The sequence below is a fragment of the Gammaproteobacteria bacterium genome, from assembly GCA_030949385.1.
In the GTDB taxonomy this organism is placed as follows: Bacteria; Pseudomonadota; Gammaproteobacteria; order JAUZRS01; family JAUZRS01; genus JAUZRS01.
Window position 1 is genome coordinate 183990 of record JAUZSP010000008.1, and the last position, 12651, is coordinate 196640.

At 49.8% G+C, this 12651-nt stretch carries 8 protein-coding genes and 2 pseudogenes; 5 read left to right on the plus strand and 5 right to left on the minus strand.

Annotation, left to right across the window (positions count from 1 at the left end; genetic code table 11):
• The first annotated feature begins 366 nt into the window (after positions 1-366).
• The gene (locus tag Q9O24_12455) at positions 367-1227 is read left to right on the plus strand and encodes a hypothetical protein (GenBank protein MDQ7075927.1); all 861 of its coding nucleotides are present in this window, start codon (positions 367-369) and stop codon (positions 1225-1227) included.
• A 78-nt stretch (positions 1228-1305) separates the two neighbouring features.
• Here Q9O24_12455 and Q9O24_12460 read toward each other — a convergent pair.
• Together Q9O24_12460 and Q9O24_12465 are read right to left on the minus strand one after the other, a co-directional pair.
• Positions 1306-3463, minus strand: a pseudogene (locus tag Q9O24_12460) (FAD-dependent oxidoreductase).
• Between the two features lie 79 nt (positions 3464-3542).
• Positions 3543-4082, minus strand: a complete 540-nt coding sequence (locus Q9O24_12465; GenBank protein ID MDQ7075928.1) for a DUF2889 domain-containing protein — start codon at positions 4080-4082, stop codon at positions 3543-3545.
• Between the two features lie 298 nt (positions 4083-4380).
• Here Q9O24_12465 and trxA point away from each other — a divergent pair, with 298 nt between their 5' ends.
• The 4 genes from trxA to Q9O24_12485 all read left to right on the plus strand — a co-directional run bounded on the left by trxA (position 4381) and on the right by Q9O24_12485 (position 7809).
• Positions 4381-4707, plus strand: a complete 327-nt coding sequence (gene trxA / locus Q9O24_12470; GenBank protein MDQ7075929.1) for a thioredoxin TrxA — start codon at positions 4381-4383, stop codon at positions 4705-4707.
• A 293-nt stretch (positions 4708-5000) separates the two neighbouring features.
• Complete coding sequence (gene rho / locus Q9O24_12475; protein ID MDQ7075930.1) at positions 5001-6257, plus strand: transcription termination factor Rho; 1257 nt, start codon at positions 5001-5003, stop codon at positions 6255-6257.
• 52 nt (positions 6258-6309) lie between these two features.
• Entirely contained in the window at positions 6310-6774 is a 465-nt protein-coding gene (locus tag Q9O24_12480; GenBank protein MDQ7075931.1) for a thiamine pyrophosphate-dependent enzyme, read from the plus strand.
• A gap of 66 nt (positions 6775-6840) precedes the next feature.
• The gene (locus Q9O24_12485; GenBank protein ID MDQ7075932.1) at positions 6841-7809 is read left to right on the plus strand and encodes an IS30 family transposase; all 969 of its coding nucleotides are present in this window, start codon (positions 6841-6843) and stop codon (positions 7807-7809) included.
• Between the two features lie 114 nt (positions 7810-7923).
• Here the strand turns inward: Q9O24_12485 and Q9O24_12490 are convergent, their stop codons facing one another.
• The 3 genes and pseudogenes from Q9O24_12490 to purH all read right to left on the minus strand — a co-directional run bounded on the left by Q9O24_12490 (position 7924) and on the right by purH (position 12588).
• Entirely contained in the window at positions 7924-9237 is a 1314-nt protein-coding gene (locus tag Q9O24_12490; GenBank protein MDQ7075933.1) for an SMP-30/gluconolactonase/LRE family protein, read from the minus strand.
• A 321-nt stretch (positions 9238-9558) separates the two neighbouring features.
• Positions 9559-10849 (minus strand): annotated as a pseudogene (gene purD / locus Q9O24_12495) (phosphoribosylamine--glycine ligase).
• Between the two features lie 161 nt (positions 10850-11010).
• Positions 11011-12588 (minus strand): bifunctional phosphoribosylaminoimidazolecarboxamide formyltransferase/IMP cyclohydrolase, encoded by a 1578-nt coding sequence (gene purH, locus Q9O24_12500; GenBank protein MDQ7075934.1) that lies wholly within the window; start codon positions 12586-12588, stop codon positions 11011-11013.
• Positions 12589-12651: the final 63 nt, after the last annotated feature.

Sequence of the window (12651 nt, forward strand, 5' to 3'; positions counted from 1 at the left end):
CGCATTTTTCTGTTTTTCATTTGGGGAAGGGGATCTTACCTTGAGAAGCGGGCAGTGAGAAGAGCGAGTATGGTTTTGCCTGAATGATTTCATGATGACGGTGTGCTGAAGTCGGTCTTGTTGTGCGAGGAAAACCTGTTTTTTTGATCCGCTTCACGTTTGTCTCTTCTGGATGTATTAGAAAAACAGGAATTTCTTATGTTTGTTGGTATACTTCTTGGCGATTGTTTCCCTGTTCTACACAAAAATAAGGTGAGTTATGAGTGATAATAATAAAGGTAAACCTGCACCTAAGAAGCAGGAAAAACGTACAGTTGCAAAACAGACGGCTAAAAAAAGTCGCGTCTAAAAAAAACCAGCGCCAGCGTGGGCGGTGAAACATTGGTTGCGGATGCACTTGGAGCGATTCAAGGAACATTCCAAGTCATCCAAAAAGATCTACAGGCACGGGATGGCCAGAATGAGAAGTTATTCCGTGACGTAACGGAATCTCTGAGCAAAGTGAAAGAGCAAAGTGATGTTCGTTTTGAGTCGCAGCAGAAAGGCTTGGAAAAAACCGTTGATGGTTTGAAAAGCTCAGTGGAAACGCTGCTAAAAGAGTCCCAAGAGACGCAGAAAGTACAGAACGAAGGTGTGCGTCATTTTGCTGAGAGTGTTTCCACTTCGATTAACACGCTGAATAAAATTTCAGATGATCATGAGAAGAAACGCAGTCAATCTTTAGAAGAGTTGGCTAAGGCGTTGCATCAGTCCCGTGAAGATACTCGTCAAGATTATCAGCAACAGTCGAAATTAATTGATCGACAGAATCAGCAAGCGGCGAAAAAGACAAAATGGTACGGCATTCCAGCGATTGTCATTGGTGTGTTTGGCTTGTTTTATTTGGGCTACACGGTTTATGTGATGAATAACGCCATGTTGAGCATGTCCAAAGACATGCACAAAATGGAAAAAACCATGAGCACTATGGCGACGATGGCGGAAAGTGTGAAGCTAATGAGTGGTGATGTTGCTACGATGAGCCAAAATATGGCACAAATGAACCATTCCGTGATTGCGATGACCCAAGAGGTTAAAACCATGAGCGGCGAAGTGGGCAACATGAGCAAAGATACTCGTGAAATGTCTGACAGCACCAAAACCATGAGTCGAGATATGAATCAGATGAATCGTAATATGTCACCGGTGATGAACGGTGTCGGCAGCTTTATGCCTTGGGCGTATTGATTACGTTTTGATATTGATTGATTGTAAAAAAGGCGCTGCTTGAAAAAGCAGCGCCTTTTTTTGTGAAGAATTTGAATATTAGCCCAAACGCCAAGCGTGAAACTTCTCCAACCAATTTAGCACGTTTTCTGGGGCGTGATTTTTTTTCCAAATTCCCGCTGCGTATTTGTTGGCCTCGCTGAGGGTCGGATAAATATGGATGGTGCCGAGGATTTTATTCAAACCTAAATTGTGTTTCATCGCCAAGACATATTCACTGATTAATTCCCCTGCATGGGTGCCAACGATGGTCACGCCCAAGATTTTATCGCTGTTGGGTGAGGTCAGGACTTTGACAAAACCAGACGTTTCGCTGTCGGCAATGGCACGATCCAGATCGTCCAGTTCATAACGAGTCACCTCATAAGCGATATTCTGCTGTTTTGCCTCCTGTTCATTCAGACCTACCCGAGCGACTTCAGGATCAACAAAGGTCGCCCACGGAATGACGCGGTAATCCACCTGAAAGCGTTTAATGCCCGAGAAGAGGCTGTTGACCGCGCTGTACCACGCTTGATGAGCGGCGGTGTGAGTGAACTGATAGGGGCCAGTACAATCGCCCGCGCAGTAAATGGTCGGGATGTTGGTCTGTAAAAAACCGTTGGTCTTAATGGTGCCGTTGTCAGCCAGTTCGATCTTCAGCTCGTGCAGGCCAAATCCGTCGGTATTGGCGCTCCTGCCGTAGGCGACTACAATCTGATCAAAGGCAATTTTTACCGTTTTTCCCTCGTGTTGACAGAAGGCGATTTTTTCGCCATTTTCTTGGCTAATGCTGTGAATTTGGTGGTTGGTTAATACTCGAATGCCTTCTTGTTTAAATTTCTGCTCCACCAGTTCGGAGACCTCTGGGTCTTCATTGCGCATCAATCGGGCGCTGCGTTGCACTTGAGTGACCTGGGAGCCGAGGCGAGCAAAGGCTTGACTGAGTTCGCAACTGATGGGGCCGCCACCTAAAATAAGCAGTCGTTTGGGCAGTTCAGTGATTTTCCACAGCGTGTCGGAGGTTAAATAATCTACTTTACTTAGCCCAGCAATATTGGGTACCAAGGGGCGTGCGCCCGTGGCAATAATAATATTACGAGCGCTGAAGGTCTTGCCGTTGACTTCGACGGTGTAGGGGGAGCTGATTTTGGCCTCACCTTGTTTAATCTCAGCGCCAAGGGCTTGGTAGCGTTCGATGGAGTCGTGAGGCTCGATTTTTTTTATAATATTGTGGACGCGCTGCATTACCTCGCTAAATTGAAAATCGGTTGCGTGTGGCTTGAGACCAAATTCTTCACCCCGTTTGGCGTAAGAGACCATTTTAGCTGAACGAATCAGTGCTTTGCTTGGCACGCAACCGGTATTGAGGCAGTCGCCGCCCATTTTATCTTTTTCGATCAGCAGCACTTTGGCGCGTACCGCACGGGCGATGTAGGTGCTGACCAGACCTGCCGCGCCAGCACCGATGACAATCAGGTTGTAGTCGAATTTTTTTGGTTTTGGATAGCTGCGTAACAGGCGTGAGGTTTTCCAGCGATTCAGCAACGTTTTGCTGATAAAGGGAAACAGCGCCAAGGCAATAAAAGATAACAGCAGTTCGGCGGAGAGAATGTCAGCAGGGTTGTTGATCTGCCCCAGCTGGGTACCGGCGTTCACATAGACGATGGTGGCCGGTAACATGCCCAATTGACTGGTGAGGTAGTATTTCCAGCTGGCCATTTTGCTTAGACCCATGACCAAGTTGAGCAGAAAAAAGGGCACCAGTGGAACGAGGCGCAGCGAGAAGAGGTAAAAAGCACCCTCTTTTTCAATACCTGCATTGATTTTTTTCGCCTGTGTCGGGAAGCGTTTTTCGATGCTGTCTTGAAACAAAAAACGCGATACCCAAAATGCGCAGGTTGCACCCAGAGGTGCTGGCAAAGGAGATTAAAATGCTGCCGGTGGCAACGCCAAACAGTGCGCCGCCCATTAAGGTTAAGGGCGTGGCCACAGGCAGAGAGAGGGCGGTGACGGCAACGTAGGTCAGAAAGAAAATGCTTAGGGTCAGGATTTGATGTTGTTGGTAGTAGTCGGAAAAATGTTGTTGTTGGGTTTTTAAATTTTCTAAATTAAGCACGTTTTGTAGGTCGAAAAAGAAAAAGGCGCTGATTAAAGTCAGTAACAGCAGCATCAGCAGGGTTTTTTTGATGGATGATTTTTTCGATGTTTCGGGCATGGTTTTGCCTTTTATAAAGGTGATGGTCGGGTATTGCGAGCTTTGATGCACGTTGCGTGCGAAGGTTCACGCTGGATTTTTAGGGTGTCTTTTTGGCGCGGTAATGCTCAGGCCACTGCACCTTTACTACTTCGCTATTGGCAGAAAAGGCGTGACAACTGTTGAGCAGGGCGGGCGGATTGTTGTTTTGTGGTGCTTTAGGTTGCACCGTTTGATAAGCGATGGTGGCGGCGACCGAAAGCAGATCGACTAAGTGGGTGCAGCCTTTGACCCCGCCGAGGTGTTTTTGTACTTGTCGTCGCCAGCCTGGAATAATGCGTTTACCTTGTAAAGCCTGAAAACGCTGCTCCACTTCAGGGCAGCTGGCAAAGGGAGCGTCGTCGGTAACCGCTTCTATTTTATGAATCAAGAGGTTGTCATCAAGGGTTAGGCGCAGGCTCATATTATGCAGGAATTCTCCCGCTTGAATTTCGCCGCGATAACGGTTGGCAAACGTATAGGATTTGCAGTCAGTCAGGTGGGCTTCAATATCCCACAGACCGTCTTCCCGCAAAAAGCCGTCGCATGTGATGCGACGTTGGTGTTTTATTTGTCGAGTGGCGGCGGGAGTCAGGGGCATAAGAAGTAGGGCAAGCTTTGTGCTTGATGGGGGAGACTGAGGCGATCTGTTTTCATGATGGATCAGCATACCTTAAAGTGAGGTGGCCTTCTAACGTGATCGTTTTAAGTGTGCTATATTAAAATTCCTAATCGTGAGTGGGGTGTCGTCAACGCTCGGGGCGCGTTTGTCGTTTGACTGTGGATGAAGGGCGACCTAAGTGAAAAAGCGTGGCATAATCGGCTCACTTTGATTTTTGTCTTTGCCTCTGTTTTGCAGAGACAGTGATCGGTTTTTACTTTTTTTGGAGGTTTGTGTTGTGAGTGGAGAAATCATTGCTTTGAGTGACGACAGCTTTGAAACTGAGGTGTTGAAATCGGAGCTGCCGGTGTTGGTTGATTATTGGGCTGACTGGTGTGGACCTTGCAAGATGATTGCGCCGATCTTGGAAGAGTTGGTTGGCGAGTACGCAGGCAAGTTGAAAATTTCCAAACTGAACATCGACGAAAATCCAGCAACGCCACCAAAATACGGTATTCGTGGTATCCCAACCTTGATGATTTTCAAAGATGGGGCTGTTGAAGCGACCAAAGTGGGTGCCTTATCAAAGTCTCAGTTGACCGCCTTTATTGACAGCAACGTCTGACGGCTTGGCGTTTTGTTACTAAAAAACGTTGTCTTAATAGCCTTGTTGGGTTGTTAAGATTGAGCGATTCAAGGACGAAGTGATGCTCCAACACTGTTTTTCATTTACGGGTGGATCTGTTTTTTTATCTGTGTTATCGTTCCACGGAACGTTTCCCCGAATTTTAGTCTCCCTGACCTATTTTATTGGGTTTTCCCTAACATCATCACTGGACAACAGACAGCGCGTCGGCTGATGCCGTTTGCCACCCCTCCTATTTTGATCTTCCTCTCTATTATTGTGCGATGAATTCCATGAATCTAAGCGAACTTAAAAATAAACCTGCATCTGAACTGATTGAAATTGCTCAATCCATGAACATTGAAAATATGGCCCGCTCGCGTAAGCAGGACGTTGTTTTCTCGATCCTCAAAGCGCGCGCTAAAAAAGGCGAGGATATTTTCGGTGGCGGTGTTTTGGAGATTTTGCAAGACGGCTTCGGCTTTCTGCGTTCGGCGGACAGCTCTTATCTTGCCGGTCCCGATGATATTTATGTCTCGCCGAGCCAGATTCGGCGCTTTAATTTGCGTACCGGCGATAGCATTACCGGTAAAATTCGTCCGCCCAAAGACGGTGAGCGTTATTTTGCTCTACTGAAGGTGGATCAGATCAATTTTGGTCGCCCTGAAGAGTCGCGTAATAAAGTCTTGTTTGAAAACTTGACCCCGTTGCACGCCACAGATCGTTTTCTTATGGAACGTGGCAACGGCAGTACCGAAGACATCACCGCGCGGGTGATCGACATCGCTTCCCCTATCGGTAAAGGTCAGCGTGGCCTGATTGTTTCGCCACCGAAAGCGGGTAAGACGATGATGATGCAGAACATCGCTCAAAGCATCGCTGCTAATCATCCCGACAGTTATCTGATCGTTTTGTTGATCGACGAGCGCCCAGAAGAGGTGACGGAGATGAAGCGCATGGTGCGCGGTGAAGTGGTCTCCAGTACCTTTGATGAACCGGCCAGCCGTCACGTTCAAGTGGCTGAGATGGTGATCGAAAAAGCCAAACGTCTGGTGGAGCATCGTAAAGATGTGGTGATTTTGCTCGATTCTATTACTCGTCTGGCACGGGCGTACAACACCGTGATTCCCTCCTCGGGTAAAGTGTTGACCGGTGGTGTGGATGCCAACGCACTGCATCGTCCGAAACGCTTTTTTGGTGCGGCGCGTAACATCGAAGAGGGTGGCAGCTTGACCATTATCGCTACCGCACTGATTGATACCGGCTCCAAAATGGATGAAGTGATCTACGAAGAGTTTAAAGGCACCGGTAATATGGAGCTGCATCTGGATCGCCGTATCGCAGAGAAGCGCGTCTTTCCTGCGATCAATGTGAACCGTTCCGGTACTCGTCGTGAAGAGCTGATGATGGATCAAGAGTCACTGCAAAAGACGTGGATTTTGCGTAAATTTCTTCATCCAATGGGTGAGACCGAAGCGATGGAATTTCTCTTGGGGCGTTTGCAGCACACCAAAACCAACGATGAATTTTTTGCCGCGATGAAACGTTAGACCCGTCTTTTAACCTCTCCTGCTAGGAGCCTCCAGCATCTCTGAAGAGTGGCTGGAGGAACACGGCTCCGCCCTCTACGCTTACGCTTACACCCATTTTCATGATCAGCATCACGCTGAAGATATAGTGCAAGAAACCCTTCTCGCGGCTCTTAAAGGAGCTGATCAATTTCAACAGCGCTCCTCTGTCCGCACATGGCTGGAGACCGCCGTGCGGCTTAAATTAGATCTGCTGGTGCTGGTGCTGCGAGACAACGCCTACGGCATGATTAAGTGGAAACAAGCCAATATGGGGTTTAATGACTTTGGTCTTGATTACGGCAACCCTGATTTTCCTCTCTACGCCAAAAGTTACGGAGCGCACGGCCATCGGCTTACGTCGGCGACAGAACTCAGTGAGTTATTAGAAGCCTGTTTTACTCAGGGAGGCGTGCATTTGATTGAGGTGCCGGTGGATTATTCTGAAAATGATCGCATTCTTAACCACTTGGATTCAACCAATAAGTGCATAACTTGACGAGATAGAAAAAGTGGCCAGCAGCCTGTAGGCTTCCCGCTTTTTCTCCGGACAAGAGATGCAACGATGAGAACCTACAAACAACTGACCACAGAACAACGATGCCAGATTTACGCGCTAAAGAAAAGCGGAATGACACAGCAGTGGATAGCAGATGCGGTGGGTATCAGCCAACCGTCCATCAGCAGAGAACTGAGGCGCAACCGAAGTCAGTGTGGTTACCGCTACAAAAAGGCTCAAGAGATAAGCGAGCAGCGGCGTAAAGCGGCCAGAAAAGCCCTTCAGATGACACCTGAGATGATCGAGTTGTTGGAAGAGAAACTTTCTGAGAAGTGGAGTCCAGAGCAGATTTCAGGTTGGTTACTGGAGGAACGAGGCCTGTCTCTCAGTTACGAAACCATCTACTTACACGTTTGGAAAGACAAAGTAGAGGGGGGCGAGCTGTACAAACATCTGCGGCGTAAAGGCAAGGTTTATCAACCTCGTAGTAAAAAGTTAGCGGGACGTGGCTACATAAAGAACCGCGTCAGCATTGATGAACGGCCAGCGGTAGTCGATGAAAAAAGTCGTGTAGGAGACTGGGAAATTGATCTGGTTATTGGGAAAGGCCACAGCGGAGCGTTGGTGACAATTGTAGAGAGAGCGACACGTTTTACCGTATCAAAACGAATTGATGATAAATCAGCCAAGACCGTCACGGCAGCCACACTGGATTTATTGGAGCCATTTAAGGACGTTGTTTTAACGATCACGGCGAACAATGGAAAAGAGTTTGCTTATCACGAACAGATGACCGAAGCCTTAGATGCGAAAGTCTATTTTGCTGATCCCTACTGTTCTTGGCAGAGAGGATTGAACGAAAATACGAACGGTCTTTTGCGACAATATTGGCCAAAGAATACGGACTTTAAAAAAGTGTCGGCAAACGAAGTAAGTGCCGTTATAATTAATCTAAACGATCGACCAAGAAAAAAACTGGGATATAAAACACCCGCTAAATTAATGGCGGAACACAGAGCTGCAATTGCAGCTTAAGCGGTTATACACTTCGGGGTTGAATCTGCCTCATGGCAATGAGTTTTTACACGACAGTGATATTCATTGGAGCAGTATTTTGCTCAATTTTATTATCCCATTTTGTGTTTCTGCTTACAGCGGCACGCGGGCGGCGTACCGCACCTGTGGTTTGCCGCCTACAACAGTTAAATAGATTGGTTGTATGGTTAGGCGTTTCGATAGAGGCGCAGCAGAGTCAAACTGAGTAGAAACCACCCCCCCCATTGAGCCACCGGTACCGCTGTCAACATCGGATTGATTGTTGGGGTTGGTGGTATTGCCAGCTGCATTATTAGTTGTGACGGTGTTTAAGGGTGTGTTGCTATTGGCGGTGGTGCGGATGCGGTTATTGCGCCGATCGGCAACGTAAAGTGCATCGTTATCGTCGATGTTAATGCCTTGTGGGCCATTGAGATCGGCATTGCTGATAATGGTGGTTACGGTTTGGGTTTCAAAATGGATTGCTCGCACGTCTGATGCGCTTTGATCACTGAAAAAGAGGTCGCCGTTTTTTGCTAATACCAGCCCCCAGGGCTGTTTTACCGTAGCGGCAGACAAACGGGTACCAGAGGAAAAACCGAGGCCGTTGTCACCAATAACACTGCTGATCAGGCCGCTACTGAGATCGACTTTTCGGATCCGTGAGTGAGAACTGTCAGCGATGTAAAGCGTATTGTTGGCATTGTCGATGGCCAAACCTTGAGGGTTGTTCAGGCTGGCGCTGATGGCGGGGGCTCCATCACCGATGTCCGCACCGTTGAGAGGGGGATTTGTTAGTGGCGTTTGCCCGTTGCCAGCGATGGTGCTGATCAAGCCGCTGCTGATTTCTAGCATTCGAATCACTTGATTGCTGCTGTCGGAGATGTAGATATTGCCATTGGTATCTACGGCCAAACCTTGTGGCAATGAGAGGCGGGCATCCACAGCTAAACCACCATCTCCTGTATAACCTCGCACGCCGCTGCCGGCGATGGTGGTAATGATATTGGTCATTAAATTAATTTGGCGGATACGGTTGTTCTGTTTGTCTGCAATATAGAGTGTGTCGCCGTTGGGGCTAAGTGCCAGAGCTACAGGTTGGTCAAAGCTGGCTTGTATTGCTTGATATTGGTCGCCGCCAAAGGCGGCTGTGCCATCACCGGCAAAGGTGGTGATATTACCATTGGCATCGACTTTACGAATGCGATTGTTGTTTTGTTCGCTGATATAGAGGTTGCCTAAAGCGTCTGCCAGTACGTCCGTTGGGGCGTTGAGTTGTGCGTTGGCGGCTGCTGCTTGATCGCCGGAAAAACCGCCAGTACCGGTGCCAGCGTAAGTGGTGATCATGAGCACAGCTTGGCTGTTGCTGAACATCAAACTCAATAAGAATCCAATGGCTATTTTTACCTTGTGGTGAGATATACTCATAGTCGTCCTCCTCGGACAGCTGTAACCCCCTGTTGGTCTTTTTGTTAAGGGCTCAAATTTAAAAGTCAGTTAAGTATCAATGTAAGCCTTATCTAATATGAGGTAAAGACCCATTGTGCTAAAACTCGATCTGGATCGCAAAAAAAGCGATCTGGGGTCAATAAGTCTATTTTTACGGGGAAGATTGGAGGAAATAGAGCAAGGATTAATGGTTTTTTAAGAATACTGAAGTTGTATCCATTAGGTTGTTTTGCTGGTTTTCAGCCGTTTTTTTTGGAAAAAATGTAAAAGGCAGAAGAACTCTGCCTTTTATGAGGGTTGTTACTTTTTCTCTTCGCGCTGCACGGCGCGGTAGCCGATGTCGGTACGGAAATAGACCTTAGACCAATTGATTTTATCTAAAGCCTGATAGACTGCTGTTTGGGCTTGTTTGACGTTGTTACCCAGCGCAGTGACGCAGAGCACTCGTCCGCCGCTGGTAACGACGTTACCTTCTTTCTCGGCGGTTCCGGCATGAAACACTTTGACGTTTTCAGAGTCCGCGTGTGCCAGACCTGAGATCACCTCACCTTTGGCGTAGTGATCAGGATAACCGCCAGCGGCCATCACCACCCCCAGTGCTTTGCGCTTATCCCATTGAGTCGTCTGCTGGCTTAAAGTGCCGTTGATGGCAGCCAGACACAGTTCGGCCAGATCGCTCTGTAGGCGCATCATAATCGGTTGGGTTTCAGGGTCGCCAAAGCGGACGTTGTACTCCAGCATTTTGGGGATGCCGTCGGAGTCGATCATCACGCCTGCGTAGAGAAAACCGCTGTATGGAGTGCCCTCAGCAGCCATGCCTTCCACGGTGGGCTGAATCACCTGGTCTAAAATGCGCTGGTGCATCTCTTCTGTGACCACGGGAGCGGGTGAGTAAGCGCCCATGCCGCCGGTATTGGGCCCCAGATCGCCGTTGTCGCGGGCTTTGTGGTCTTGGCTGGAAGCCATTGGCAGTACGTCGGTGCCGTTGACCATGCAGATAAAGCTGGCCTCTTCGCCGTGCAGAAACTCTTCTACCACCACTCGATGACCGGCTTCCCCAAAGGCGTTGCCTGCCAGCATGTCGCGGATGGCTTCGGCGGCTTCGGTTTCGCTCTGCGCTAAGATGACCCCTTTACCGGCGGCCAGTCCATCGGCTTTGATGACGATGGGTGCGCCCATTTTTTTCAATGTAGGTAATGGCCGGTTCGATCTCGGTGAAGACCTGATAGGCGGCGCTGGGGATGTTGTGACGCGCAAGAAAGTCTTTGGTGAAGGCTTTGGAGCCTTCCAGTTGCGCCGCTGCCGCTGTGGGGCCAAAGATTTTTAGGTCGTGTTGCTGAAACAGATCGACGATACCGGCCACCAGTGGCGCTTCGGGGCCGACGACGGTGAGGCCAATGCTGTTTTGTTGGGCAAAGTTGAGTAGAGCGGGCAGATCTTCTGCACCGATGTTGATGTTTTTCAGCTTGGTTTCGTGGGCGGTACCGGCGTTGCCTGGGGCGACAAACACCGTTTTGACTTGGGGCGATTGCGCCAGCTTCCACGCCAGCGCGTGTTCGCGGCCACCGCCGCCAATGACTAAAACATTCATATTTTTTTCCTGAGAAAATAGTAGAGGCAGAAAACTGAGTGTCAGGGTGTCCAGTTATTGAGCTGAGAGCGAATGCGGCAGGGATGCCGCATTCGAGCCTACAGGGATGTATTTACGGCGTCTCTCAGATCAGTGGCTGGGCACGCTGGCTTGATGCCAACTTAGTGACGGAAGTGACGCATGCCGGTGAAGAGCATCGTCATGCCGTGTTCGTTGGCCGCGTCGATCACCTCTTGGTCACGCATGGAACCGCCCGGTTGGATCACGGCGGTGATGCCCGCTTCATGGGCGGCATCAATGCCGTCACGGAAAGGGAAAAAAGCATCGGAGGCCATCACAGAGCCAGCTACTTCCAGATGTTCGTCGGCGGCTTTGATCCCGGCGATTTTGGCCGAGTAGACGCGGCTCATTTGACCGGCACCCACGCCGATGGTCATTTCATTTTTGCAGTAGACAATGGCGTTGGATTTGACAAATTTGGCCACTTTCCATGCGAACATCAGGTCGGTTATTTCGGCTTCGCTCGGTTGGCGTTCGCTGACTACGTTTAGTTCATGGGCTTTCACCATGCCGTGGTCGCGTTCTTGAACCAGTAGGCCGCCGTTGATGCGTTTGAAATCCAGATCGTCGGTGCGACAGCGATCCCATTCTCCGCAGGCCAGCAGGCGTAGGTTTTTCTTCGCGGCGATGATCTCAACGGCTTCTGCGCTGACGCTGGGGGCGATGATCACCTCGACAAATTGGCGATCCACAATGGCTTGCGCGGTTTTGGCATCAAGCTCCTGATTGAAGGCGATGATGCCACCAAAAGCGGAGGTGGGGTCGGTTTTGAAGGCCAAGTCGTAGGCTTCAAAGAGGCTGTTGCCCAGCGCCACACCGCAGGGGTTGGCGTGTTTGACGATCACACAGGCGGGGCCTTCGTTGAAACTTTTTACGCACTCCAGTGCGGCATCGGTGTCGGCGACGTTGTTGTAGGAGAGCTCTTTGCCTTGCAGTTGCGTGGCGTGAGCGACACAGGCTTCCGCTGGCTCGGCTTCCACATAGAGCGCCGCTTTTTGGTGTGGGTTTTCGCCGTAACGCATGGTTTGGCTCTGTTTGAATTGCAGGCTCAAACTCTGCGGGAAGTCGGTTTTGCTGCCATCTTCGCTGATCAAGCCGAGATAATTGGCAATAGCACCATCGTAGGCGGCGGTGTGTTCAAAGGCTTTTACCGCCAGTTTGAAGCGGCGGGTTTGGCTCAGGCCGTCGTCGCTCAGTTCGGTCAGTACCACCGAATAGTCAGCAGGATCGGTGACGATGGCCACATCGTTATGGTTTTTTGCCGCCGAACGCACCATCGCTGGGCCACCGATGTCGATGTTTTCAATCGCGTCTTCTAAGGTGCAGTCGGCTTTGGCAACGGTTTCACGGAAGGGGTAGAGGTTGACCACCACCATGTCGATGGGTTTGATGCTGTGTTTGTTCATGATGCCGTCGTCGATGCCGCGCCGTCCTAAAATACCGCCGTGAACTTTGGGGTGCAGGGTTTTGACCCGTCCGGCCATCATTTCAGGAAAGCCGGTGTAGTCGGCCACTTCGGTGACGGGCAGATTGTTGTCCGCCAGCAGTTTGGCGGTGCCGCCGGTGGAGAGCAGCTCCACACCGTGCTGGTGCAGCCCTTGGGCAAATTCAAGTAGGCCGGATTTATCGGAGACGCTGATCAAGGCCCGGCGAACCGGACGCACTGTGGAGTTGCTCATGCAATTTATCCCAAAATTAGAGGCGGAAACAGGGGCGCGATTATAGCGGAAATGGGGGCGGTG